Annotated in this window: 22 protein-coding genes and 1 pseudogene; 15 read left to right on the top strand and 8 right to left on the bottom strand. The window is 45.6% G+C overall.

Features of this window, described 5'->3' with window-relative positions:
- Positions 1-52 precede the first annotated feature (52 nt).
- The 6 genes from ytfR to EAE30_RS18360 all read right to left on the bottom strand — a co-directional run bounded on the left by ytfR (position 53) and on the right by EAE30_RS18360 (position 7,622).
- Entirely contained in the window at positions 53-1,564 is a 1,512-nt protein-coding gene (ytfR, locus tag EAE30_RS18385; RefSeq protein WP_241967705.1) for a galactofuranose ABC transporter, ATP-binding protein YtfR, read from the bottom strand.
- Positions 1,565-1,633: 69 nt separating this feature from the next.
- A complete protein-coding gene (gene ytfQ / locus EAE30_RS18380; protein ID WP_123017211.1) occupies positions 1,634-2,596 on the bottom strand; it encodes a galactofuranose ABC transporter, galactofuranose-binding protein YtfQ in 963 nt (320 codons plus the stop codon).
- A gap of 432 nt (positions 2,597-3,028) precedes the next feature.
- On the bottom strand, positions 3,029-3,976 hold the full coding sequence (locus tag EAE30_RS18375) for an IS30 family transposase (protein WP_123014135.1): 948 nt from the start codon (positions 3,974-3,976) through the stop codon (positions 3,029-3,031).
- A 90-nt stretch (positions 3,977-4,066) separates the two neighbouring features.
- Positions 4,067-4,996 carry an L-arabinose ABC transporter permease AraH gene (gene araH, locus EAE30_RS18370; RefSeq protein WP_123017210.1) on the bottom strand — a complete coding sequence of 310 codons (930 nt, stop codon included), beginning with the start codon at positions 4,994-4,996 and terminating at the stop codon, positions 4,067-4,069.
- A gap of 16 nt (positions 4,997-5,012) precedes the next feature.
- Complete coding sequence (araG, locus tag EAE30_RS18365; RefSeq protein ID WP_123017209.1) at positions 5,013-6,527, bottom strand: L-arabinose ABC transporter ATP-binding protein AraG; 1,515 nt, start codon at positions 6,525-6,527, stop codon at positions 5,013-5,015.
- Between the two features lie 84 nt (positions 6,528-6,611).
- The gene (locus EAE30_RS18360) at positions 6,612-7,622 is read right to left on the bottom strand and encodes an arabinose ABC transporter substrate-binding protein (RefSeq protein ID WP_123017208.1); all 1,011 of its coding nucleotides are present in this window, start codon (positions 7,620-7,622) and stop codon (positions 6,612-6,614) included.
- A gap of 372 nt (positions 7,623-7,994) precedes the next feature.
- Here EAE30_RS18360 and EAE30_RS18355 point away from each other — a divergent pair, with 372 nt between their 5' ends.
- The 5 genes from EAE30_RS18355 (at position 7,995) to araC (ending at position 13,458) form a co-directional block, all read left to right on the top strand.
- Complete coding sequence (locus EAE30_RS18355) at positions 7,995-9,698, top strand: ribulokinase (RefSeq protein ID WP_123017207.1); 1,704 nt, start codon at positions 7,995-7,997, stop codon at positions 9,696-9,698.
- A gap of 4 nt (positions 9,699-9,702) precedes the next feature.
- Entirely contained in the window at positions 9,703-10,443 is a 741-nt protein-coding gene (locus EAE30_RS18350; RefSeq protein WP_123017421.1) for an L-ribulose-5-phosphate 4-epimerase, read from the top strand.
- Positions 10,444-10,458: 15 nt separating this feature from the next.
- The gene (gene araA, locus EAE30_RS18345) at positions 10,459-11,964 is read left to right on the top strand and encodes an L-arabinose isomerase (RefSeq protein ID WP_164711890.1); all 1,506 of its coding nucleotides are present in this window, start codon (positions 10,459-10,461) and stop codon (positions 11,962-11,964) included.
- 64 nt (positions 11,965-12,028) lie between these two features.
- Entirely contained in the window at positions 12,029-12,550 is a 522-nt protein-coding gene (locus tag EAE30_RS18340) for a hypothetical protein (protein ID WP_123017205.1), read from the top strand.
- 68 nt (positions 12,551-12,618) lie between these two features.
- Positions 12,619-13,458, top strand: coding sequence for an arabinose operon transcriptional regulator AraC (gene araC / locus EAE30_RS18335; RefSeq protein WP_123017204.1), 840 nt, complete (start codon positions 12,619-12,621; stop codon positions 13,456-13,458).
- Here araC and EAE30_RS18330 read toward each other — a convergent pair.
- The gene (locus tag EAE30_RS18330; RefSeq protein WP_123017203.1) at positions 13,455-14,360 is read right to left on the bottom strand and encodes a DMT family transporter; all 906 of its coding nucleotides are present in this window, start codon (positions 14,358-14,360) and stop codon (positions 13,455-13,457) included. The two genes, araC and EAE30_RS18330, sit on opposite strands and share 4 nt — an antisense overlap.
- A 122-nt stretch (positions 14,361-14,482) precedes the next feature.
- On the opposite strand from EAE30_RS18330, the gene rmuC reads away from it, so the two are divergent.
- The 7 genes and pseudogenes from rmuC (at position 14,483) to tatC (ending at position 20,592) form a co-directional block, all read left to right on the top strand.
- The gene (gene rmuC, locus EAE30_RS18325) at positions 14,483-16,009 is read left to right on the top strand and encodes a DNA recombination protein RmuC (protein WP_123017202.1); all 1,527 of its coding nucleotides are present in this window, start codon (positions 14,483-14,485) and stop codon (positions 16,007-16,009) included.
- Between the two features lie 49 nt (positions 16,010-16,058).
- Positions 16,059-16,838, top strand: coding sequence for a bifunctional demethylmenaquinone methyltransferase/2-methoxy-6-polyprenyl-1,4-benzoquinol methylase UbiE (ubiE, locus tag EAE30_RS18320; RefSeq protein WP_123017201.1), 780 nt, complete (start codon positions 16,059-16,061; stop codon positions 16,836-16,838).
- 11 nt (positions 16,839-16,849) lie between these two features.
- Entirely contained in the window at positions 16,850-17,455 is a 606-nt protein-coding gene (locus tag EAE30_RS18315; RefSeq protein WP_123017200.1) for a ubiquinone biosynthesis accessory factor UbiJ, read from the top strand.
- Complete coding sequence (gene ubiB, locus EAE30_RS18310; protein ID WP_123017199.1) at positions 17,452-19,086, top strand: ubiquinone biosynthesis regulatory protein kinase UbiB; 1,635 nt, start codon at positions 17,452-17,454, stop codon at positions 19,084-19,086. Before EAE30_RS18315 ends, ubiB begins: the two co-directional genes overlap by 4 nt.
- Positions 19,087-19,122: 36 nt before the next feature.
- Positions 19,123-19,371: a Sec-independent protein translocase subunit TatA gene (tatA, locus tag EAE30_RS18305; RefSeq protein ID WP_123017198.1), complete on the top strand. Its 249-nt coding sequence runs from the start codon at positions 19,123-19,125 to the stop codon at positions 19,369-19,371.
- A gap of 3 nt (positions 19,372-19,374) precedes the next feature.
- Positions 19,375-19,660: pseudogene (tatB, locus tag EAE30_RS18300) on the top strand (Sec-independent protein translocase protein TatB); the annotation flags it as partial.
- Positions 19,661-19,833: 173 nt separating this feature from the next.
- On the top strand, positions 19,834-20,592 hold the full coding sequence (tatC, locus tag EAE30_RS18295) for a twin-arginine translocase subunit TatC (RefSeq protein WP_123017196.1): 759 nt from the start codon (positions 19,834-19,836) through the stop codon (positions 20,590-20,592).
- Positions 20,593-20,867: 275 nt separating this feature from the next.
- Here tatC and EAE30_RS18290 read toward each other — a convergent pair whose 3' ends face one another.
- Positions 20,868-21,650, bottom strand: a complete 783-nt coding sequence (locus tag EAE30_RS18290; RefSeq protein WP_123017195.1) for a TatD family hydrolase — start codon at positions 21,648-21,650, stop codon at positions 20,868-20,870.
- A gap of 188 nt (positions 21,651-21,838) precedes the next feature.
- Here EAE30_RS18290 and hemB point away from each other — a divergent pair, with 188 nt between their 5' ends.
- From hemB to spfP, 3 genes are all read left to right on the top strand, one after another.
- Positions 21,839-22,888 carry a porphobilinogen synthase gene (gene hemB, locus EAE30_RS18285; protein ID WP_123017194.1) on the top strand — a complete coding sequence of 350 codons (1,050 nt, stop codon included), beginning with the start codon at positions 21,839-21,841 and terminating at the stop codon, positions 22,886-22,888.
- A 790-nt stretch (positions 22,889-23,678) separates the two neighbouring features.
- Complete coding sequence (gene polA / locus EAE30_RS18280) at positions 23,679-26,468, top strand: DNA polymerase I (RefSeq protein ID WP_123017193.1); 2,790 nt, start codon at positions 23,679-23,681, stop codon at positions 26,466-26,468.
- 188 nt (positions 26,469-26,656) lie between these two features.
- Positions 26,657-26,704, top strand: a complete 48-nt coding sequence (spfP, locus tag EAE30_RS19275) for a small protein SpfP (RefSeq protein ID WP_438356636.1) — start codon at positions 26,657-26,659, stop codon at positions 26,702-26,704.
- Positions 26,705-26,938: the final 234 nt, after the last annotated feature.

Raw genomic sequence — 26,938 nt, 5'->3', positions numbered from 1 at the left:
TTTTTTGCCTTCTGGACTCAGAGGTAGGGTTTAAAAAGCTCATAGTACCGCCTTAACTTGCTATCGCTTGCATAATTGCTGGAACGGAAAGATCGTCCGAAGAGATTTCCGCGACTTGTTTGCGATCTTTTAACACCACCACGCGATCGGCATAGCCAGTCAGTTCTTCTAATTCGGAAGAAATGACCAACAAGGCCAAGCCGTCGGCACAGAGACTTTCGATTAAACGAATGATTTCCGCATGAGCACCTACATCAATGCCGCGTGTAGGTTCATCGAGAATTAAAAATTTCGGTTTCGTCAGAAGCCAGCGTGCCAACAAGACTTTCTGTTGATTCCCACCCGAAAGAAACTCAATGGGCTGCTCAATACTGGGCGTTTTAATGGCCAGTTGTTTGACAAAGCGTTCAGCAATGTCAGTTTGCTCTTTGGTGGATAGTGGTTTAAACCAGCCACGTTGTGCTTGAAGCGCTAAAATAATATTCTCTCGCACAGAGGCGGCGCCGATAATGCCATCGGTTTTACGGTCTTCTGGACAATAACCCAGCCCAAGGTGTGACGCTTGGCGAGCACTTTTAATCGATACGGATTTATTGTGCAAATAACACTCACCGGAATCGCTTGATTCAATCCCAAAAATCACTTGTGCGGTTTCGGTGCGTCCAGAGCCTAATAACCCAGCTAACCCGACGATTTCACCCGCATGTATTTCCAGATCGAAAGGTTCTATCGTGCCTTTTTTACCAAAATTAGAGAGCTTGATAATTGAGTTACCTTGCCATTTGGTTTTGCCCGCACGTTGCAGGGCATTGCCTTCAAGCTCGTGACCTAACATCATTTGAACGAGGTCGATTTGGGGGAGTTCGGCGGTTTCACGGGTGCCGACCAGTTGGCCATTACGTAATACGGTAATGCGATCACTGACCTCATAGACTTGATCGAGGAAGTGGGTGATGAACACTAAGCTGACGCCCTGTTGTTTCAGGTCACGCATGATATCAAACAACATTTTGACTTCGTTTCCATCTAAACTGGCGGTTGGCTCATCGAGAATGAGAATTTTCGCCGACATAGAAATCGCGCGTGCGATCGCGATGACTTGTTGGATGGCGACGGAGAATTGGTTAAGCGGTAAGCTGACATCAATATCGAGTCCATAACTATCGACAATAGCCTGAGCTTTGACGGCCATGGTTTTTCTGTCCACCAATCCAAATTTCTTCGGTTCATGGCCGATAAATAAATTGTCCATGACGGACATATTGGGCAGTAAGTTGACCTCTTGGTATACCGTACCAATTCCTACTTCTTGGGCATCTGCGGTACTCTTCGGTGAGATGGTTTTGCCATCTAGCCAGATCTCACCGGAATCCTTTTCATATACGCCAGTTAATGTTTTCACTAACGTCGATTTACCCGCACCATTTTCCCCTAAGAGCGCCATGATTTCGCCTTTGCGTAGTGAGAAGTCGACGTTTTGCAGGGCTTTCACTCCGGGGAAAAATTTACAAATGCGTTTTGCATTGAGTAATAAATCTGTATGTGACGTTTCTGTAGACATCATTCTGTACTCCATGGTGATATCCATGCTCGAGTGAGCATGGATATATACGGTACTTCCTAACTGCGGGTATTAATAACCAAGGTTTTCTTTGATTTTAATCTCTTTATCCGCGTCTTTTGGTAAGAATAATGTGGATTTAGTGACGATTTTCTTCGGTGGGATAATGCCTTTTTCTTTGTATGAAATAAGCGCATCAAAAGCAGGGCCCGCCATATTTGGTGTTAATTCAACGGTGGCATTACTTTCGCCTTTTTTCATCGCTTTGAAAATATCAGGCACAGCATCAATCGATACAATTAAAATATCTTTACCAGGTTGTAAACCGGCTTCTTTTATTGCTTGAATGGCCCCGATGGCCATATCGTCGTTATGAGAGAAAACAGCACAGATACTTTTGCCATCATTTTCGGCTTTAATAAAGCTCTCCATGACTTCTTTACCTTTACTGCGTGTAAACTCACCCGATTGAGTGCGAACAATATGAATATTTTTCGCATTCTTAACGGCGTCGTGAAAGCCTTTTTTACGATCAATCGCGACACTGGCACCGACGGTTCCCTGTAGCTCGACAACATCACAGCTTTTACGGTCTTGGACTTTATTAATCAGCCAATCGCCAGCGACTTTTCCTTCCAAGACGTTATCGGCGGTGACGGCCGTCATGTAAAGCGATTTATCTTTTACGCTGATGCCTCGGTCAAGAAGAAAAACGGGAATATCATAATCTTTGGCTTCTTCTAGAACAGGACCCCAACCGGTTTGTACGACGGGGGCAATAAAAATGGCATCGACACCTTGTGCGATGAACGAACGAACGGCTTTGATTTGGTTTTCTTGCTTTTGTTGAGCATCGGATATTTTTAACGTGATGTCTCGTTTTGCTGCTTCAGCTTTCGCAACAGAGGTTTCTGCTGCTCTCCAACCTGATTCAGAACCAATTTGCGAAAAACCTACAGTGAGGGATTGCGCCATAAGCGAACCAGACATCAATAATGAACTGATTGCTACAGCTGTAGAAAGTTTTTTAAACATATTGATGTTCCTTTTTTCTTTTTTAACGGATGTATTTCACGAATGGGAATTAAACATTTTATCTATTATTGTCATGCGGTAATGATCCTATATTTATACTTATTTCAAGTAATCGAGATTAATCACATAACATTTTGAGTAGCGAAATAGTCCATCTTAATAGCAAGTATTTTTACATCTCGTTCACAAAAACTAAGGCGATATTTAATTTTCTTTTTGAAATAAATTGGCTGAAATGAATCAAAATAAAAATGAATCAAAATAAAAAAGAGCCTAAATAAAATTAGGCTCTTTGCAGTAGTGATCGACTCAATGGATTGAGTTAGCGTTTTTTCTGTTTGTAACGGTCGAAAATAACCGCTGCTAATAAAATCGTACCGCGGACAACATATTGAGCCCGAATTCAACTGCGAAGTGCGACACTCTCCAATATCAAGAAGCTAAAGCCATCTCCTCAAATATAATGGCTGCCTGCTTGAAGCCTAAACACTTTCTCGGACGGTAATTTATCCGCGATAAAGCGAACTCTATATCGATGTCCGTCACTGTCGTTAGATCGGTTCCTTTCTTCACATATTGCCTTAAAAGACCGTTCGCATTCTCATTAGCACCACGCTCCCAAGAACTGTACGGATGAGCAAAGTACACATCAGCCTTTAATTCTTTTGCGATGGTTTCATGACCTGCAAACTCTCGCCCGTTATCTGCCGTAATGGTATGGACATGTTTCTTATAGGGCTTCAGTAGCTCTATTGTCGCTTTGGTGACATCATCCGCTGACTTAGATGGCACTTTCTTTACCACGTAAAATCGAGTCTTACGCTCTAAAATAGTCACCATTGCACCTGTACCATGCTTACCTAGCACAGTGTCGATTTCCCAGTCACCAAACCGCTCCTTACTGTCAACGATGCTTGGTCTATCATCAATCGAAACGGCATTTTTTATCGCTGGAGCTTTCTCTTGTTTACCTCGGCGATACCGCTTATGACCTTGTCTCAAGTGACGATATAACTTACCGCCCAAGCGTTTATCTTGAGCAACAAAGCGATAGATCCACTCATGACTGACAGATGCACCAATTTTCGTTAATACATTAGAAATCTGCTCTGGACTCCAATCTGTTTCTAAAAGAAGGCGGATAAAATCGACACGTTCCTTTGGTATTCGGTATTTACGTGCTGTTTTGCGCTTTTTGGTAGACGACATCTGGGCTTCGTTAGGGCAATAATGCTCTCCCTTCCGACCGCGTTTAAGCTCACGGTATACCGTCGAGCGGTGGCACTGAACTGTTTTAGCTATTTCAGGAACCGAAATTCCCCGTTCCAAAAGAGCAGAAATCTGGTATCTTCTGCCTTCGGTCAACTGTTGATAATTCATGGTAGTACTGCTTGTTTCTTTGGCGAGAAGAGCGTACCACTTTCAGCAGTTGGCTTCCTCTTCTACATATTTCCATGAATGTCGCACTTATTATCTGAAATCGGGAGCAAACGGTGACATATTCAATAAGTTCATCGCGTTTTCAACAGTACCGAGAATTAACACACCAGCAATCACGTAGGATACTTTACCGATTCCGCCTTTCAGGGAGACACCACCGAGGACACAGGCAGAAATCACCACCAACTCAAAGCCAACCGACGTCATGGGTTGTCCACTGGTCATTCGTGCCGCAAGAATGACGCCGGCAAGTGCGGAAATAAAACCAGAGATAACAAAGATCCACATTTTTGTTTTGACAACATTCACGCCGGCTAAACGGGCTGCTTCTTCGTTGCCCCCAATGGCTAAGGTGTTTCGGCCATAGACCGTGCGATTGAGTAGGAAGGCAAAAACGATAAAAGCGATGATGGTTAGCCATACGGGGGTGGGAACGCCAATCAGTGATGAATTGCCCAGTGAGAAGAAGCTTTCTTCGGTAATACCAACGGCTTTACCATCGGAAATAATGTAGCCTAAGCCACGCGCAATTTGCATGGTTGCGAGTGTTGTGATCAAGGCATTGATTTGCAGTTTGGCGATAATAAAACCATTCAACAAGCCAAAAGCCACACCAGAGAGCAGTCCGGCGCCGACGCCGAGCACGACACTGTTGGTCGCATTAATCGCGACAGCAGTGACAACACCGGAGCAGGCAATCACCGACGCGACGGATAAGTCTAACTCGCCACAGGCAAGGCAAAACAACATGGCACAGGCGACCATACCACTCATCGAAATCGCCAGTCCGAGCCCCTTCATATTAACGAAGGTTGCGAAGTAGGGGACGAACAAGCTACAGAGCAAGAATAAGCCTGCGAAGACGATGAGCATACCAAACGTATCCCACATACCGGCGAGGCTAAAGGTGCGTTTTTCGCTCTGCACATTTTCGGGTTTATTCGTAGTTGATACTGACATTTCTAGAATCCTTGTATTAAGCCGCGTTCTGGTCTTTGCCAATCATGGCGAAACGGAGTGCAGTTTGTTCATTAAATTCATTACGTTGTAATTCGCCGGAGAGCGCGCCTTCTTTCATCACTAAAAGACGGTCAGAAATACCGAGCACCTCTGGTAAGTCGCTCGAGACCACTAACACCGTGACACCATTCTCGGCTAACTTAAAAATTAATTCGTAAATTTCAGACTTCGCGCCAATATCGATACCGCGTGTGGGTTCATCCAGTAAGATCACACTCATTGCGGTCGATAACCAACGCCCTAAAATCACTTTTTGTTGGTTACCACCGGAGAGATCGCCAATCCGCTGTTCTAATGAGGAGGTTTTAATATTCAGGGCCTTACGCTGTTTCTGAGCATTATCGCCTTCCCATTTGAAATCAATCATGCTTTTTAAGCGCAAGTGCCAGCGACGGGCACTGATATTGGTATTTTCTGCGACGGATAAAATCGGCACGATGCCGTCCGCTTTGCGATCTTCCGGACACAAGGTAATGCCAGCACGAATGGCGTCTTCCGGTTTTTTGACACTCAGCGGAACCCCATGGTGATAGATGGTGCCTTTGGTGGCTTTCTCGGCACCAAAAATGAGCCGTGTGAGTTCTGTGCGACCTGCGCCCACCAAACCAAATAAGCCAAGAATTTCGCCTTGCTTGATATCTAACGAGATGGGAGCCGTGAGACCGGGACCTTCTAGATTGTCTAAACGCAAGCCACTTTTTCCGATTGGACGTGGTCGATAGTTATAAATATCGTTGATTTCTCGACCAACCATTAATTCAACGAGGCGCTCGTGTGTCAGTTGGCTGAGATCGTGAAACGTTTCCACGTGGGTGCCATCTTTAAAAATGGTTAATGCATCGCACAGCTGGAAAATTTCTTCCATACGGTGTGAGACATAAAGAATGATTTTTCCTGAATCACGAAGTTCACGAATGACTTTAAAGAGGTTCTCGATTTCGCGTTGTGACAAGCTACTGGTTGGTTCATCAAACGCGATGATTTGTGCATTTCGGCTTAATGCTTTGGCAATTTCTACCATCTGCCACTGACCAATAGAGAAGTTTTTCAGTGGATACGATGGATCGAAGTATTCCCCTAAGCGCTCCAGTTGCTCACGGGCTCTTTGGTTGAGGGTGTCAAAGTCGACACTGCCATTGCGGGTGGGATATTGCCCTAAAAAAATATTCTCGGCGACACTGAGCTCTGGCACAAGGTTGAGCTCTTGATAGATGATGGCGATTCCCTGATCCAGAGCATCATTGGCATTGGTAAAGGTGAACTCTTTGCCATCAATATTGAAATGACCTTCGGTGGGCTGATGTAAGCCACTGAGTGTTTTTAGTAGGGTGGATTTACCCGCCCCATTTTCTCCCATAAGCGCGTGTATGCTTCCGCTATTGGCTTTAAAACTGATATTTTTCAGTGCTTTTACACCTGGGAAGTGCTTGGAAATATTACAAAATTCTAGGTACGAAGGAGTATTATCCATGACCTTCTCTCCTTTGGTTGCAAAGCGGCAACGAGGTTGCCGCGAATCATGCTTTATTGTTTTATGATGTTCAGAGGGTGAGAATTACAGGCCTTTTTTCGCTAGTTCTTCTTTGTAGTTGTCGCGAGTGATGAGAACAACATCGGTGACTTCAACAAATTTCTTCGGTTCAACACCATCTTTTACCCACTTGTAAAGTGATTCAATACTCTTGTAGCCATGCACGTCAGGACTTGGAAGCAGCGAGCCGTAGAAACCCGTTGGTTTAGACTTCGCCAGTTCATTGACCGCATCAACGCCGTTGATGCCAATACCAATAACATTACTCGCATTGAAGCCTTGACCTTCTGTCGCACGGACACCGCCAAGAACTGTGTTGTCGTTCATCCCAACAATGAGCCATTGTTTAACATTTGGATATTGAACCAATAGTGAGTTCGCGGCATCGAGAGCGCCAGGAATGTCATTGGTTTTGGTTGGTACACGGTGAATGTTATCCGCAGGGAATCCAGAGGCTTTGATGGCTTTAATCGCACCGTCAACGCGACGGCGTGCCGTATCAAGTTCGTCCGCTGTGATGGCCATAACCGCTGTGTTGGATTGATCCCAGCCGCGTTTTTTCATTTCTTTCACTAATTCTTGACCTTGACGCTGACCAATTTGACTGGCAGCCATCATAACCAAAGGTACTTGTTTCATGGGTTGGCCTTTGGCATTCAAAAATTGATCATCCACGGTCATCACTTTTAGACCGTAGCTCTTAGCTTTGGCCATGATCGCAGGGCCTAATTTGGGATCAGGGGTACAGATCACAAATCCTTTGGCGCCACTTGCCGCAAGAGTATCAATGGCATTAAGGGTTTTTTCTCCGTCAGGAACGGCCATCTTAATGACGTCAAAGTTGTAATCCTTGCCGGCTTTTTCGGCAAATGCCCATTCAGTTTGAAACCATGGTTCTTCAGGTTGTTTGACCAAGTAACCGAGTTTTAAGGTGTCATCGTCGTCGGAACCAAAAAGGGAAAAAGCGCTGGCTGAAGCGCTCAGTAACGTTAAGCCGGTCAGGGCTGTTGTTGCAAGTAGGGTTTTCAGTTTCATAGTTGTTCATCCGCTGATGTGTATTTTATAGATATAGGGTTCGCCTTCATTATTTGCTGTGTTTATGAATTCGTGAAGTGACTAAAATCACAACAAATGAAAGTAGCGGTTTTATCCATTCGTTTAGTTTGTGAATCTATGAGCTAGATCTCAATAACCTTTCTTTATTGACCTGTTTTGACGTTTTTAGCGCTTTTGTACGCCATTTTTTTTGTGAACTGGGTCTTTTTTTGATTTTTATGATTTTCTTTAGCGAGCGCACGATTTGAAGGTTGTGACAATTTTGTCCATATTTGTAGCGTCTTGATTCATGGTTGAAGCGAAATGAAGCGAGTATAACTGCTAGCAATTCCGAACCTTAATGGAGCTGTCATGGAAAATATCTCTGCAGATCAAGCTCACGTCATTGGCCTTGATTTTGGCTCTGACTCAGTTAGAGCCCTTTTAGTTAACGCATCAAGTGGTGAAGAGATCGCGTCAGGTGTGACCTACTATCCACGGTGGATGGAAGGGAAGTATAACAATCCTGAGTATTCACAATTCCGTCATCATCCGCAGGACTACATCGACGCCATGACGTCGGCGGTACAAGAAGCCTTATCCCAAGTCTCCGATGATATTGCACACTCTGTGGTGGGTATTGGTGTTGATACCACAGGCTCAACCCCAGCGCCCATTGATAAAGAGGGCAATGTACTGGCATTACGTCCTGAGTTTGCTGAAAACCCTAATGCCATGTTTGTTTTATGGAAAGACCATACCGCTGTTGAAAAAGCCGAGCGTATTAATGAATTGGCGCATAGTGGCGACTTCCCTGACTATACGCGCTACATCGGTGGCATTTACTCATCAGAATGGTTCTGGGCGAAAGCGGCCTTTGTCAGTGAGCAAGATGATGCGGTGGCTCAACACGCCTATAGCTGGGTGGAACTGTGCGATTGGATTCCCGCGTTGATTTCTGGCAATCAACACCCCGATCATTTCCGACGAGGCATTTGCGCGGCCGGTCACAAAGCAATGTGGCATGAGAGCTGGGGCGGTTTACCGGATGAACAATTCTTAACAGCGATTTCGCCAACACTCAGTGGTCTGCGTGATCGCATGTTTGACAAAGTGTATACCGCGGATCAAGAAGCGGGTCGCTTGTCTGCTGAATGGGCAAGCCGATTCGGCCTACCTGAAGGCATTGCTGTTGCCATCGGTGAGTTTGACTGTCATACCGGTGCCGTGGGCGCTGGAGCAGGGGCCCATGATCTTGTGAAAGTCATTGGCACGTCAACATGTGACATTTTAATGGTTGACCATGAACAAGTCGGCGACCGGACCATTCACGGTATTTGTGGGCAGGTGAAAGGCAGTTCATTACCGGATCTCACCGCACTTGAAGCGGGTCAGTCCGCGTTTGGTGACATTTATGCTTGGTTTAAAAACCTAATGGCTTGGCCATTACGCCAAATGGCCCAACAGGTGCCTTCACAAACGGATGCACTGCAAGTCTTTGAAGATAAATTGATTCCATTACTTACCGAAGCCGCGGAACAGTATCACATTCATAATCACTCACCACTGGCGATGGATTGGCACAATGGCCGCCGTACGCCGTACGCAAATCAGCGTCTTAAAGGGGCATTGACCGAGCTTAACTTAGGCAGTGAAGCGCCAGCGTTATTCGCCAGCTTAGTTGAGTCGACCGCTCATGGTGCCAAAGCGATCGTTGATTGTTTTGTCGACCAAGGTATCGAGGTTCATCGGGTGCTCGCCATTGGCGGCATTTCTCAGAAGTCGCCTTATGTGATGCAGGTGTGTGCCGATGTCATCGGTCGTGATATTGCGGTGGTTCGCTCTGAACAATGTTGTGCGCTCGGTGCTGCCATTTTTGGTGCGGTAGCCGCGGGGGTTTATGACAATACCGACGCCGCGCAGAAAGCGATGGCAAGCCCCATCTATAAAGTGTTCACACCTAACGAGGCGCTAAAATCACAGCGTGCTCAGCGCTATGGTGACTATAAAGCGCTTGGTCAGCACATTGAACAAATTGAAGAGTATCACCAAGCTCAGGAGCATAACGATGACTGAATCAATGACACGTAATCGTCCTGCCCAAGACCAACATGAGCGTCTTCGCGCATTGCGCCATCAAGTCTGGCAAGCCAACCTGGATCTGCAGCGTCATAACCTTGTGACTTTTACTTGGGGCAATGTGTCCGGCATCGACCGTGAATCTGGCTTGGTCGTCATTAAGCCCAGTGGGGTCGATTATGATGAGCTATCGGCAGAGAACATGGTGGTCCTCGACCTTGACGGTCATGTGATTGAGGGCGATCTCAACCCGTCTTCTGATACCCCCACACACCTAGAGTTGTATCGTGTGTATCCCGAGATTGGCGGTGTGGTGCATACCCATTCCAAACATGCGACCTCTTGGGCGCAAGCGGGGAAACCTATTCCAGCACTTGGTACGACGCATGCGGATTATTTTTACGGAGATATCCCGTGTACTCGTGCTTTGTCGGATGAAGAAATTAAACACGACTATGAGCTCAATACCGGGGTTGTCATTGCTGAAACCATTGGCGATAACGACCCATTGGCAATTCCAGGCATCATCGTCAAAGAGCATGGCCCATTTAGTTGGGGAAAAAATGCGGATAAAGCGGTTTACAACGCCGTCGTTATGGAGGTCGTCGCCGATATGGCCTTGCAAACTCTACAAATTAATCCGCAGATTGATCATTTAAATCCTGCATTACTCGATAAGCATTATCTGCGTAAGCACGGCGCAAATGCCTACTATGGCCAATCCTCTTCTAATAACGAATAAGCAAAAGGTAATATCATGAAAGTATTTAACGAAAAACAAATTTGGTTCTTCACTGGTTCTCAACATCTTTACGGCTCACAGGTGCTTCAGCAAGTGGCGCAAGACAGTGCGGCGATTGTCGATGGCCTCAATCAATCTGATACCATTTCCGTGCCTATGGTGGAAAAAGGCATTGTAAAAACCTCGGATGAAATCCAAGGGGTATGTCGGGCTGCCAACAACGATCCAAACTGTATTGGTTTAGTGCTATGGATGCATACCTTTTCACCGGCGAAAATGTGGATTGCTGGCTTATCTCAACTCAATAAACCGTTCCTACACTTACATACTCAGTTTAATTCTGCACTGCCGTGGGATTCGATTGATATGGACTTCATGAACCTGCACCAAAGCGCCCATGGTGACCGTGAATTTGGGTTCATCGGCACACGCTTAGGGATTGATCGTAAAGTGGTTGTAGGTCACTGGCAAAGCCCAGAGGTTCACTCTGAAATTGATGGTTGGTGCCGTGCGGCGATTGGCATTAACGCTGGCCAAGAGCTCAAAGTGGCGCGTTTTGGTGACAACATGCGCCAAGTGGCCGTCACCGAAGGGAACAAAGTATCTGCGCAAATCCAATTTGGCTATGAAGTGAATGCGTACGGTCTTGGTGAGTTGACCGAGGCTGTTAATGCGGTCACAGAGGGTGACGTATCGAGCTTACTGGATGAATACGCTTCTACTTATCAAATGGATCCGAAACTTCTTCAAGATGCGGATTTGCTAAAAATCATGCAACGCGAAGCGCGTTTAGAAGCCGGTATGGAAAGTTTCTTGAAGTCGGTTGGGGCAAGTGCTTTCACGAATACGTTTGAGAACCTCACAGGGATTAATACGCTACCAGGGCTTGCAACACAGCGCCTAATGGCGAAAGGCTTCGGTTACGGTGGCGAAGGCGACTGGAAAACCTCTGCGATGACTCACATCATGAAAACCATGGCAAAAGGACTCCCTGGCGGTACGTCTTTCATGGAAGACTACACTTATAATTTTGGTGGCCCTCGCGATCAAGTATTGGGCGCGCACATGTTGGAAGTGTGTCCATCGATTGCCGCAGACAAACCTCGTTTGGAAATTCACACGCATACCATTGGCATTCGCAGTGAGGTGCCTCGCTTATTATTCGCCGGCGAGCAAGGTGAAGCATTGGCGGTATCGGTCATTGATTTGGGGAACCGTTTCCGCATGTTGGTCAATAAAGTGGATGCTGTTACGCCTCCAGCGGACTTGCCAAAACTTCCGGTGGCACATGCATTGTGGGAACCACGTCCTAACCTACAAACGGCTGCTGCGTCTTGGATTCATGCGGGTGGCGCACACCATACCGTTTATACCCAAGCATTATCACTGGATACCATCGGCAATTATGCCGATATCCTTGGTATGGAAATGGCGGTGATTGATGAAAATACCGATGTGCGTTCATTTAAAAATGAATTGAAAACCAACAGCGTTTATTACCGAATGAATTCTGGTATCTAATCGTTTCAGTTAAAGCTCCCTGATTGTCTTTATTAGGGAGCTTCGCTGAGTTAAGGTTGTATGTATGACAAATGATGATACCAATTGTTCGGAAGGCTATCTCATCACTCATCAGCAGTGGCATTTAACCGTTTCCGATTCTGAACCCACGACATTTCATGTTTCTTACGGGAGTACGCCCGTATTTAAAGGCCGCTTGTCGATAGAAAATAATGGCGAAGCGATAGAGCTCGATAATATTACTTGGAAGTTCCGCTGTCGCTCTGACCGCATTGAGCAATGGTGTCAAATGAACCATGAAGAAAAGCTGTCGATGAATATGAATTACTATTTTGATGACGGGGCGTTAGTGGTTGAGTATTTAGCGAGAAATAGCATTCCAACCCGTTTGGACTTGCGCCATGATATTGAAATGACCGCCCCCTCCGAATGTCGGTCCGCTTCTTCCCAGCTCCCCGCGATGAAAGGTGATTGGCATCGACGACGACATGGCTTACCAAGCGATTTTCTCGTCAATTCTTCTGCCACTGACTTCTTCAGAGAGGCTTTTTCCGCCACTCAGTGGATTGTGCTAGAAAAAGTGTGAACTGGTAATTCGTAAATCATTGATATACGACATAAACTAGTGGAATAAACATCAGCGAAGTCTTGGGTATGCAAAACACCGATCCTTTAAAACCGGGGTATAATTTTGACGCTCACCTCGTCGCCGGACTCACCCCTATCATCGAAGGGGATGAACTCGATTTTACCATCGACCGCCCAGGCGGTATGAAAGGGTATATCATCAATTTGACGAGCAAAGGTGAGGGCACCATCTTTTCTGGCGAGCACGCGTTTAATGTGCAAGCCGGCGATTTATTACTGTTTCCGCCAAGTGCGGCGCATTTTTATCAGCGCAGCCCGGACAGTGCCTCATGGTTTCATCGTTGGATCTATTTTCGTCCGCGAGCATTTTGGAATGATTGGTTAACGTGGCAGACCGAAATTAACGGTGTGTACACCACCTGTGGTTTACCTAAAAATGTCACTAACGCCATTGAAGATCTGTTTATTGATATTGAATATACCGCGAAGTCGGATCTTCCGTATCGTAATGATTTAGCGAGTAATTTACTCGAGCAGTTATTGATTCGTTGTAAATCTGTGCAGCCTGATGTTGTCAGTAAGCCGCTTGATCCCCGTGTGATTGAGGCGATGAATTACATGACGCAGAATTTGAATCAAGACTTCACATTAGAAGATGTGGCGGCTCACGCCTGTCTATCACCTTCGCGTCTGGGCCACTTGTTTCGCGATGAAACCAAGATGACCATGACGCAATGGCGAGATGATCAACGCATCAGCCGTGCTAAGCAGCTCTTGGTAACCACGCATTATTCGGTCAATCACATTGGTCGCATTGTTGGATACTCCGATCCGTTGTATTTTTCACGCGTGTTTAAGCGAAAAGCTGGGGTCAGTCCTAAGCTATATCGCGAGCAAATTACCTAGTGGGTGGTCTCGGTGGCACTGCGCTGCGGACGTTTTGTTTGTTGAAATACCAGACCACCGATGATCATTGCCAACCCAAACAGCGTCGAAATATGAATGGTTTCGCCAATGATGGTGGCGAGGAGAATCAACGAAATAAATGGCGAGATAAAGATTAGATTGCTTATTTTAGCCGTATTTCGCGTATTTTTAAGCGCACTTAGCCACAGTACAAATGTAATCCCCATCTCAAAGAGCCCGACATAAGTGACCGCAGTCCACCCTTGCCAAGTAATGGACTGCCATGTCACTCCCTGATAGAGACATAACATCACGCACATGGGCACCGCCACCAGAAAGCCGAGCAGTACGCTAACGATCGGGTCAGCGGTATTCTTGGTATTGAGAATCCAATAGCCGGCCCATAACAGTGTGGATAATAACGCCAATCCGACACCCGCTACACTGGTCACGTGTAAGTTGAGTAATTGCCCTTGCGTGGCGATGACCACGACCCCGGCATAACTCATCAATGCCGCAATCCAATCTTGTTTCGTAATGCGCTGACCCAAGAACACCGCTGCCATGACGGTGAGCGTAATCGCCCAGCTGTAATTAATGGCTTGGGCTTGTGAGGCAGGTAAGAGGGAATAGGCTTTAAATAGAATGAGATAGTAAGCCAGCGGATTAATGAGCCCCATTAAAAGGTAATACAGTGGCGATGCAAGAAATTGCTCAGAGACTTGCTTCATTCTGCCTGTTGCCGCACAAATGATGAGCAATGCAGCAGAAGAGACCACGCTGGCAGCCGTGACCATTTGCAGTGGCGTGAGTTGTTGCAGCGTGATTTTGAAAGCGGTGGCGACCGTTGACCAAAGCAAAACAGCACTGACTCCGAACACTAACGCGCGGCGTTCATCCATGACTTATTATCCCAAGTAATAAACCATTAAGTGTAGAGGGGATTATTTAACGAACAAACTGGACATTTATCCAGTATGGAAATACCATTTTCTCAACGTAATAAATTGAGTAAGCTGTGATTATGCAATGGATTTTTGAATATCAAGATACCTTGATAGCGGCGCTAGTGACCGCCGTGGTTTCAGGCGCTGGCGCAAGCTGGTGGGTGAAACAAAAACTGCAGCTAAAATCGGAGTTGTTACAGCAGCGGCTGGATGACCAAATTCAGTGGCATGAGCAGCAGCAAGCGCATTTACAGCAGGCATTAGATCGTGCCAATCAAGAGTTGGATGAACTCGATAAGCAGCGGGATCGAGCGGAGTACGAATTGAAGCAGTCACACGGTAAAGTGATGGCAGCGATGGAGAAGCTGCGTTATTTGGAGACCGTCAAGCAAGAACGCCAACAATCTCTTGATGAGCTTAATCGTGTTCGCGAGCAAAAAGCGCAGATCCAAGTACAACTCAAGGAGCAAGAGGCTCGCCACGAGCAGCAAATGCTGTCTAATCAAGAAAAGGTTGAGCTACTTGAGCGAGCCGAAGAGCGCTTGAAGCAGCAGTTTGAACAGGTGGCGAATCAATTATTTGAAGCCAAAACGGCAAAAGTGGATCAACAAAACCAACACAGTTTGTCGGCGATTTTAAATCCATTACGTGAACAGTTAGACGGTTTTAAGCGTCAGGTGAACGATAGCTTTAATACTGAGTCAAAAGAAAGGCACACCTTAGTCCACGAGCTGAAAAATTTACAGCGTTTGAATGAACAGATGGCGCAGGAAGCCGTGAACTTAACACAAGCGTTGAAAGGTGATAACAAGCAGCAAGGGAATTGGGGTGAGGTCGTGCTGGCTCGCGTTTTGGCTGAGTCTGGATTGCGCGAGGGGCATGAATATCAAACTCAGGTCAGCTTACAAAATGAAGCGGGAAAGCGCTATCAGCCTGATGTGATTGTGTACTTACCCCACGACAAGCAAGTGGTCATTGATTCAAAAATGACATTAGTGGCCTATGAACGTTATTTTAATGCCGAGCACGACATTGCGCGTGAGAAGGCGCTCAGTGATCACCTGATTGCGTTGCGTAGTCATATTAAAGGACTGAGCCAAAAAGATTATCATCAGCTAAAAGGGTTAACGAGTTTAGACTATGTCTTAATGTTTATTCCTGTTGAGCCTGCGTTCCAAGTAGCCATTCAAGCGGATCCGAGTTTGGTGAATGATGCTCTGGAGCAAAATATTATTTTAGTCAGTCCCACCACGCTCTTGGTGGCGTTACGAACCATCGATAATTTATGGCGCAATGACAGGCAAAATCAAAATGCTCAGATTATCGCGGAGCGCGCAAGCAAACTTTACGATAAATTGCGTTTATTTGTTGATGACATGGAAGTATTAGGGAGTACTCTAGATCGGGCCAATCAAAGTTACCAAGGTGCCATGAATAAGTTATCTACGGGTCGAGGCAATGCCATTCGGCAAGCGGAAGGCTTTAAACACCTTGGCGTAGAAATAAAACGAACCATGCATCCCAAAACTGTAGAAAGAGCGATGCAAGGCGAGCAGGAAAATGATTTGCCGGAAAGACATCCGTTAAAGGATAAAGTAAACTAATAGCCCCAGTCGCCGTTTGAGAGTTAGGCTGTGCCTAAGAGGAAGAGAAATGACGGATAACCGTGTAGAATCGAATTTAGAAGAGAATCAGGACACTACCCATTTTGGTTTTCAAACTGTAAAAACGACCGATAAAGCCAACAAAGTTGCGGAAGTGTTCACGTCTGTGGCGACAAAATACGACATTATGAATGACTTGATGTCCGTCGGTATTCACCGCCTTTGGAAGCGTTTTACAATCGACTGCGCTGGCGCAAGGCCGGGTCAAAAAATTCTCGATTTAGGTGGTGGAACCGGGGATTTAACCGCTAAGTTCTCCCGTATCGTCGGTGATGACGGCCGTGTTGTTCTGGCGGATATCAATAACTCCATGCTGAACGTTGGCCGAGACAAACTGCGTGATAATGGTATTGTGGATAATGTGCATTATGTACAAGCCAATGCAGAAGAACTGCCGTTTCCTGATGATTATTTTGATTGCATTACGATTAGCTTCTGCTTGCGTAATGTCACTGATAAAGACAAAGCAATTCGTTCTATGTTCCGCGTACTCAAGCCTGGTGGACGTTTACTGATCCTCGAGTTTTCTAAGCCGCTGCTTCAACCCTTATCGAAAGTGTACGATGCGTATTCCTTCCATGTTCTTCCTCGTATCGGACAGCTCATTGCCAATGATGCCGACAGTTATCGTTATCTCGCCGAGTCGATTCGCATGCACCCTGATCAAGAGACACTGAAAGGGATGATGGAGACCGCAGGTTTCGAGCAGGCACAATATTTTAATTTGACGGGTGGAATTGTCGCGTTGCACCGAGGTTATAAATTTTAAGGCCACATACTATGCCCTTTGAACCATTAGTCACCGCTGTGATAGAGGGAGCGCTAAATACCCTCATTAATGATAACCCTGATTCACTTAAACGCTTGACTCGTTTAAAAGGGCGAACGATACAGCTGCATCTTAAGGAGCTGAATAAAACGCTTACATTCGTCTTCAGCCAGCAAGTGGATGTGTTAGCTCATTATGATGCTACGCCAGACTGTTATTTATCGGTGCAATTAGCGGTGTTACCTGAATTGAAGGATCAGGCGAACATTACTCAGCTTATAAAGCAAGATAAGTTGGTGCTCAAAGGCGACATTCAGCTCGCGCAAAAGTTTGCACAATTGATCAGTGAATGTAAGCCGAACGTTGAAGAATGGTTGTCGCGTGTGACAGGCGATGTGGTCGCGCATTCCACGGTGCATAGTATGAAAGCGTTGACCCAAACAATGGCCTCTCATGCTCGCAAACATCAACGGCACATTGGACAGGTGATCACTGAAGAATGGCGCTTAGCTCCGACATCGTTGGAGATTGCACATTATTGCGATCAGGTGGATCAGGTGAAAAGTCAGGCGGCTCGTATTGAAGCAAAACTTACACAAATTCTGGAAGATCTATGACGTTGTCAGAAATTAAGCGCTTATATCGTATTACCAAGGTGCTGCTGGAGTATGGGTTAGATGAGCTAGTGCCCGTACATCAGTTAACGAAAGGTCCGTTACTGGCTCGTAAAACAGTATTTTGGATTCGCAACCGCCACCCTGATAAGCCTGTTGGTGAGCGCTTACGTTTAGCGTTAGAACAATTGGGGCCGGTATGGATTAAATTGGGTCAGATGATGTCAACGCGTCGTGATCTGTTCCCTCCACACCTTGCGGATCAACTTGCCTTACTTCAGGACAAGGTAGCGCCTTTTGACGGGAAGCATGCTCAGCAATTAATTGAAGACGTTTTAGGCGGGCCGATCGACACATGGTTCAATGATTTCGATACCACTCCATTAGCGTCCGCATCCATTGCTCAGGTTCATACCGCTCAGTTAAAGAGCAATCAAAAAGACATTGTTATTAAAGTCATTCGGCCTGATATACGTGCGGTCATTGATGACGATTTGCGATTAATGTTCCGTCTTGCGCACATTGTCTCTAAGTGTGTGCCTCACTCACGTCGCTTAAAGCCTGTCGAAGTCATTAAAGAGTATCAGAAGACGTTAATTGATGAGTTAGATCTTCGTCGGGAAGCGGCGAATGCGATTCATCTACGGCGTAATTTCTTGGGTAGTGATGAGCTTTATGTGCCGGAAGTCTATAGTGATTTTAGTCATGAAACCGTAATGGTCTCCGAGCGTATTTATGCCATTCAAGTTTCGGATGTCGACACGATCGTTTCCAAAGGCACTGACATGAAGCTGCTGGCGGAACGTGGTGTTACGGTCTTCTTTACCCAAGTCTTCCGAGATAGCTTTTTTCATGCCGATATGCATCCAGGCAACGTGTTTGTGAATGCGGAACGTCCGGAAAACCCACAATGGATTGGTTTAGATTGTGGTATTGTTGGTACCTTACATAGTGAGGATAAGCGTTATCTGGCGGAAAACTTTTTAGCTTTCTTTAATCGTGATTATCGTAAAGTCGCTCAATTGCATGTGGATTCCGGCTGGGTCCCTTATGATACGAATATTGATGAATTTGAAGTCGCGATACGTATTGTTTGTGAGCCGATTTTTGCTAAGCCTCTATGTGATATTTCCTTTGGCCATGTTCTGCTCAATCTGTTTAATACCGCCCGGCGCTTCAATATGGAAGTTCAGCCCCAGTTGGTCTTACTACAGAAAACGTTGTTATATGTGGAAGGCTTAGGGCGTCAACTGTATCCACAGTTGGATTTATGGCAAACTGCCAAGCCTTTCCTTGAGACTTGGATGTTAGAACAAGTCGGTCCGCAAGCGTTGTTTACGACGTTAAAAGAGAAAGCACCACACTGGATAGAGAAATTACCTGAATTACCCGAATTGTTATACGACAGCCTGCAACAAGGCCGTATGATGAATCAGCGAGTGGATTCTTTGTATGTGGGGTACCGCGAGACGAAGAAGCAACATTCGACGGGAAAATTTTTATTAGGCGTAGGAGCAACGTTGATCATTTGCTCAACGATTTTCCTCACCAATCAACAAGAGACACCGGCTTGGATTAGCGGTATTTTAGGTGGTGTTTCATGGTTATTGAGCTGGCGGACTTATCGTCGTTAATAGCTTGAATGAATTATTGATATTGGAGTAAAAAATATGGGTGGAATTAGTATCTGGCAACTATTGATTATTGCGTTGATTGTGGTTGTGCTGTTTGGAACGAAAAAACTGCGTAATATTGGTAGTGATGTTGGTGGTGCCGTCAAAGGGTTTAAGAAAGCCATGGAAGACGATGACAGCTCATCGAGCCAGCAATCGGAAAGTGAAAAGAACCCAAACCTGTCTCATAAAGAAACCGCAGACAGTGCATCCACTGAGAAAAAACATGATAAAGAGCAGGCATAGATAGTGTTTGATATCGGCTTTTGGGAATTGGTATTGATCTCCATTGTCGCACTCGTTGTTCTGGGGCCTGAGCGATTACCTCATGCGATTCGTACGGTAATGAAATTTGTTGGCGCCGCGAAGAGTATGGCGAATAACGTCAAAGATGAATTAACCAAAGAGTTAAAAATTCAGGAGCTACAAGAAAATCTACGGAAAGCGGAGAAGAAAATGGATATCAAGGATCTGTCTCCAGAGCTACAAAAAACCGTGGATGATTTAAAGCACTCAGCACGGGAAGTGCAGCAGTCTTTTTCGCAGGGCTCTCAGTCGGAAGGCCCGACTCAAGAGACCAACGAAAAAACGGCTCAGCACGAGCGTGTGGACTCTGCGGCGGATGGGGTCGATAAACCTAATAATCATGTGTCCTAAGGGAGTTACCTGACTCGGGTAACTCTTTTGACTTGTCAATATGAGGTTTCAATGTCTTCAGTTGAACCAGAACAAAGCCAGCCGCTCATTTCTCATCTGCTTGAGCTACGTAATCGCATTTTACGCAGCATTGCAGCGGTGATGGTCGTTTTCCTGGGCTTGGTCTATTTTTCCAATAAAATTTATGAATTTGTTTCTCATCCATTAGTTGAGCGCTTGCCCGCTGGCGCAAGTATGATCGCGACGGATGTGGCTTCACCGTTATTTACCCCGTTAAAGCTCACGTTGATTGTCGCCGTCTTCTTGTCGATACCGTTCATACTTCATCAGGTGTGGGCGTTTGTCGCTCCGGGGTTATATAAGCATGAGCAACGTTTAATTTTTCCGTTATTGATTTCTAGCTCGGTGCTGTTTTATGGCGGTGTTGCCTTTGCGTATTTTGTCGTGTTTCCCTTGATTTTTGGCTTTTTCACGACCATTTCTTTAGGTGGGGTAGAGTTCATGACTGACATTACCAGTTATTTGGACTTTGTCTTATCTTTGTTTATGGCTTTTGGTATCGCCTTTGAAGTGCCTGTTGCTATCATTTTGCTGTGCTGGACCGGGGCGACCGATGTGCAAAGTTTGAAAGCAAAGCGGCCATATATCGTCGTAGCCGCGTTTGTCATCGGGATGCTATTAACGCCTCCGGATATTATTTCTCAGACATTGCTAGCGATTCCAATGTGTTTGTTATTTGAAATCGGATTATTTTTTGCGAAGTTTTATGTGCGCCGTGATAGCGAGGATGAGTCCGAAGCCACCGAATAAAAAAAAGCGACCGCAATGGTCGCTTTTTTTATATTATTTCAGCGTAATTTTACCGCCACATCGACTACAGCGGTAGACTTCTTTTATGCCGAACAACTTTTGCAGCCAGGTTCGATGCTGGCGTTCTAAGTAGTTTTTATGATCACATTTGCCGTGTTCATGTGTCGTTACGTTGTCAACCATAGGAGTAGTACCGTTTTTGCTCGGTTGATTATATTTTATACTTTATGTCTGAGCATTATATGTGATATTTGTCCGGCTAAATTCTTTTTACCTCATTTTGTTGTTTCACTTTTGAGACGATCGAAGAGATTTAACGCATTTCGCGTCGTGATCTCATCCATCTCTATTTCTGAGTAATTTGTCAATGAGACGATGCGCTCTAAGACTAATCGTGTATAAGCTGGTTCATTGCGTTTACCGCGGTGAGGGACCGGAGCCAGATAAGGACAGTCCGTTTCCAAAATCACGAAGTTCATATCTAAATGAGGAATAACGGTGTCCATTCCGCCATTTTTGAAGGTAGATACGCCACCGATCCCCACGTGAAAGCCAAGCTCGTTGATGGCCTTTGCTTCGTCTAAGCTTCCCCCAAAGCAATGAAAGACACCACGTAAACGGCCATCTTGCTCACTGCGTAATAAGGCGAGGGTTTCTTGCATACTGTCGCGCGTGTGAATCACCACGGGGAGATTTTTTTCTTTTGCCCAGCGCAGCTGCGTAATGAACGCTTGCTCTTGCTGGTTTTTAAAGGTGCTATCCCAATATAAGTCGATACCAATTTCACCCACTGCGATGAAGGGGTGTTTATCAAACCATTGATAAATCGTATTCAGGGTGTCATCGACCGTGTCATCAACATAGCAAGGATGAAGTCCCATCATCGAGCGGCAATGATTCGGATAGGCCGCTTCGGTTGCGAGCATTGGCTCAATCGATTCGAGGTCGATATTCGGTAATAAGATCTGCGTAATACCTTGCTCAATGGCGCGTTGCACGACGGCATCACGGTCGTGGTCAAATTCACTCGCATAGATATGGGCATGGGTATCAATCATAGTACTGTCTCCGAAAAAGGACGAAGGTAAAGTATACGTGACACCGCCTCTTGGCGTACAGGGGGTTTTTCTCCATCAGATTATGGCGCACAAATCTGAGAGTGATATTATAGACAGACACTTCAAGAGTGCCGCTCAATAAACCTAAGTGCGTATTGCACTTCAGGTGAAAACCAAAGGAGAGTAGCGTGTCTGTATCAATATTAGGCCAGTTTCCTGGTCGTCGTCTTCGTCGAATTCGTAAACATGATTTTAGCCGTCGTCTAGCCGCGGAAAACACGATCTCTGTGAACGATCTGATTTATCCCGTGTTTGTTCTGATGGGAAAAGGTCGACGTGAAGAAGTTGAATCGATGCCTGGCGTTGACCGGTTATCTATCGATTTGTTGATTGAAGAAGCACAATATTTGGCCAATTTGGGAGTGCCTGCATTGGCGCTATTCCCTGTTGTGAATCAAGAAGTGAAAACACTGGATGCATCTGAAGCCTATAACCCTGAAGGTCTGATTCAGCGTGCGGTTCGCGAATTGAAAGCTCATGTGCCGGAAATGGGGATCATTACCGATGTGGCGTTAGACCCTTATACGACGCATGGCCAAGATGGCATCATTGATGAAACGGGTTATGTGCAAAATGACATCACAACCGAGGTTCTCGTCAAGCAAGCGTTGTCTCATGCTGAAGCCGGTGTGGATATTGTTGCACCGTCGGATATGATGGATGGACGTATTGGCAAAATACGTGCTGCGTTTGAAGAAGCGGGTCACATCAATACACAAATCATGGCGTACTCTGCAAAATACGCGTCTTGTTATTACGGGCCATTCCGTGATGCTCTCGGGTCTTCGTCTAATTTGAAAGGCGCGAATAAGAAAAATTACCAAATGGATCCGGCCAATAGTGATGAAGCATTGCACGAAGTGGCGATGGATATCAACGAAGGCGCAGATTCTGTCATGGTTAAACCCGGCATGCCTTACTTAGATGTGGTGCGTCGTGTGAAAACTGAGTTGCAGGTACCGACGTTTGCGTATCAGGTATCTGGTGAGTATGCGATGCATAAAGCTGCGATTATGAATGGCTGGCTCAAAGAAAAAGACACCGTAATGGAATCCTTATTGTGCTTTAAACGAGCTGGGGCGGATGGCATTTTGACGTATTTTGCGAAAGATGTAGCAGAATGGCTGGCTCAGGAGCACGCAGAGACGGCTCAATATTTGCGATCAGAAGAAGAATAAGACACCGTACGAAGCGATGTTCAAAAACCAGCTGTGATCAGCTGGTTTTTTTATGCCGTTTCATCCTAAAAGGGAAGAAAAAGTGTGCAATAAGTCACCTTTTTCTGAGTTATAAATATTGAATGATAATTTTTCTCATTTATTGCTTGATAATTAAATGAGAATGGTTATTATTACATTGTCTTGAGGGATAACGTCATTACCAACATTCAGTGCATCACGTATCGTGATTGCGGTGAATCAGTAATGAGTCCGATATTCTTTTTGGCATGACATTGCTCACATTGCTTCCAGTGTATATTCGGCTTTCAGGAAAAGTGACTCAGTATGTCATTTATCCTATATAGCTCAGCGACATCTTCGGATGTCGCTTTTTTTATGTCTCGTATCATGTCCCATTGATCCTGCTGTATTCAAGGTGTGTTTGTGTCTTTTGCGGCGGGTTGAACAAACCTTCTGCAATAAGATCCTGACTTATCTCTGATAATCAAAATAAGATGCCAATATATTGTCCACAGTGCTCGATCAGGAAAAGATCCTTTTCTCTTCATTAGATCTATAATTATTCATTTATTTTTCAATTAGTTATTTGTTATTTTTTGGCTGTTGACGATGGTTTAATAACCAGTGGATAAAAAGTATGAACAGAGTTATCCACAGGAGAGCGATGTTTTGTGGAATAATTGAACGAGAAAAATGTATCCTGTTGTTAGGTTGTCAATGGAAACCCAAGAGCAGTCGTGGCATTCTTACGGCATAAACCGATTTCTCATTTGGACAACATACAATTATGGCTCGCATACCTGATAATCCACTGATTTTGATTGATGGCTCTTCTTATCTTTACCGTGCATTTCACGCTTACCCAAGCACAATGAGTAATGGTGATATTCCAACGAATGCGGTGTTTGGCGTTGTGAATATGGTGCGTAGTTTGATGCGTCAGTTTTCTTCGGACCGCATCGCGGTCGTGTTTGATGCAAAAGGTAAGACGTTTCGTGATGAGATGTATGCCGAATACAAAGCGAATCGTCCTGCGATGCCCGACGAATTACGCTGTCAAATCGAGCCACTGCACGCGATCATTAAAGCATTAGGTTTGCCGTTGATCTGCCATGAAGGCGTTGAAGCGGATGATGTGATTGGTACGCTGGCCTCGCAAGCTTCTCAAGCTGGTATGCCGGTCTTGATCAGCACGGGCGATAAAGATATGGCTCAGTTGGTTGATGATAATGTGACGTTAATCAACACCATGACCAATGTTGTGATGGATCGAGATGGGGTGGTGGATAAATTTGGGATCCCACCGGAGTTGATCATCGACTATTTGGCGTTGATGGGCGATAAAGTGGATAACATCCCTGGGGTGCCGGGTGTCGGTGCCAAGACGGCGACGGCGTTATTGCAAGGAATCGGCGGGCTAAAAGATCTTTATAACAATCTGGATGCCATTGCGGATTTAGGATTCCGTGGTTCAAAAACCATGGCGAAAAAACTGATGGATAACAAGGCGGAAGCTGAGCTTTCCTACGAATTAGCCACCATTAAACTCGATGTTGAAATGAAGCTGGCTCCGCACGATCTCGACAAGACTAAGCCTGATGTGGATGCGTTGATTGAATTGTATGGCAAGCTTGCTTTTAAATCGTGGCTCGCTGAGTTATTAGATGGTGGGGATGGGGTGGTTGTCGCTGATGAAAAATCCAGTGCCGGCCGTTACCAAACATCGGATAAAAAAGCGCTACAAGCCAGTGCGGCTAAGATTGATCGCAGTCAGTATGTCACTATTTTAGATAAAGCGACCTTCAGTGAATGGCTGGAGAAATTAACAGCGGCAGACGTGGTCGCGTTTGATACGGAAACCGATAGCTTAAATTACATGGTGGCCAATTTAGTCGGCGTATCGTTTGCGGTTGAAGAGGGCCAAGCGGCTTATGTTCCGGTGGCGCATGATTATCTGGATGCCCCAGAGCAGCTAGAGAGAAGCTGGGTTTTAGCGCAGTTAAAACCGCTGTTAGAAGACGCAAATTTAGCCAAAGTTGGACAAAATTTAAAATACGATATGAGTGTGCTCGCGCGTTATGACATTCATATGCAAGGCATTAAGCACGATACAATGTTGGCGTCTTACGTCTATAACAGTGTCGGTGGCAAGCACGATATGGACAGCTTGGCGTTGCGCTTTTTACAGCACAGTTGTATTTCCTTCGAACAGATTGCGGGCAAAGGCAAAGCACAGCTCACGTTTAATCAAATCGAATTGGATACTGCCGGGCCTTATGCGGCAGAAGATGCGGATGTGACGCTGCGTTTGCATCATGCGTTACAACAGCAAATGGAAGTTGATGATTCACTGGAAACCATTTACAACAATATAGAGATTCCATTAGTGCCTGTTCTGTCACGCATGGAGCGCACCGGCGTATTGATTGATGACATGGTATTGAGTGCGCAATCTCAGGAGCTGGCTCAGCGTCTTGATGAGTTAGAACAAAAAGCCTATGACATTGCCGGACAAGAGTTCAATCTTGGTTCACCGAAGCAGTTGCAAGCCATTCTCTTTGATAAGATGGAGCTGCCAGTGGTCAAGAAAACCCCATCGGGTGCTCCTTCCACCAATGAAGAAGTGTTGCAGGAGTTAGCGTTAGACTACCCGTTACCAGCGGTGATCCTTGAATATCGTGGGTTGGCGAAACTGAAATCAACTTATACCGATAAGCTACCGAAAATGATCAATGCTGACACTGGACGCGTTCACACGTCTTATCATCAGGCGGTGACAGCGACAGGTCGTTTATCCTCTACCGAGCCGAACTTACAAAATATTCCAGTGCGTAATGAAGAAGGGCGTCGAATCCGCCAAGCCTTTGTTGCTCCGCATGGGTATAAAATCATGGCGGTCGACTACTCGCAGATTGAATTACGCATTATGGCGCACTTATCTGGCGATGCTGCGCTATTGTCGGCATTTAAAGAGGGGAAAGACATTCACTCAGCCACTGCGGCTGAAATTCTAGGCACAACCCTCGACCAAGTGACGCACGAGCAACGTCGTAAGGCTAAGGCAGTTAACTTTGGTTTGATCTATGGAATGAGTGCGTTTGGTCTCGCGAAGCAGTTAGGCATTCCTCGCCATGAAGCGCAGCACTACATGGACACGTATTTCGAGCGTTACCCTGGTGTGATGCAGTATATGGAAGACACGCGTAGCCGCGCTGCGAATCAAGGTTATGTCGAAACCATTTATGGTCGTCGTTTACACCTGCCAGAGATCTCGTCACGTAATGGTATGCGTCGTAAAGCGGCAGAACGAGCCGCGATCAATGCACCGATGCAAGGAACAGCCGCGGATATCATTAAAAAAGCCATGCTGCTGGTGGATGAGTGGATTGAGAACGAAGGTCAGGGACGTGTACGTCTCTTAATGCAAGTTCACGATGAACTGGTGTTAGAAGTTCAAGAAGCGCACCTCGAAGAGGTTGAAAGCAAAGTTCGCTCATTGATGGAATCGGCAGCGGAGCTTAATGTCCCACTGATTGCTGAAGCTGGACATGGCGATAACTGGGATCAAGCCCACTAAGTCCGCCTTTTTAAAGCGAGAGAACAAAAAACGAGCGTTTATTAAACGCTCGTTTTTTATAAGGTATTTCTTATATAGACGCGTGCCCACCTGTTATGTAACCAACTCTTCATGAAAAAAACTTACAAAAATGGTTTTCATTTCTGAACAATTGTTGTACATTATCTCTTGTAGGGTACAGAGGTAAGATGTTCTATCTTTCAGACCTTTTGTTTCACGTTATTGGATTAGGCTGATTCAGCCGCCCCAGTCAGTTTTTGACTGGGGCGTTTTTTATTGTGCTCAAGCCTTTCTACACCTGCCTTCTTCTTATCCCATTCTGTTTGATTGTTTATCACGTCTCTCGTATTTCAAGCTCAGATTGATACACAACTTTTAGAGATCAGTGCTTATTAAGCTAAAAAATTCCCTTTGACTGAATTTGACAGTTTTGTAATAAACATTCATTTTTCGCGCTAAAATGGCGCATG

Source organism: Vibrio zhugei, assembly GCF_003716875.1.
GTDB classification, from domain to species: Bacteria; Pseudomonadota; Gammaproteobacteria; order Enterobacterales; family Vibrionaceae; genus Vibrio; species Vibrio zhugei.
The sequence above is the reverse complement of the archived record's forward strand: the minus strand, read 5'-3'. Positions and strand labels throughout refer to the sequence as shown.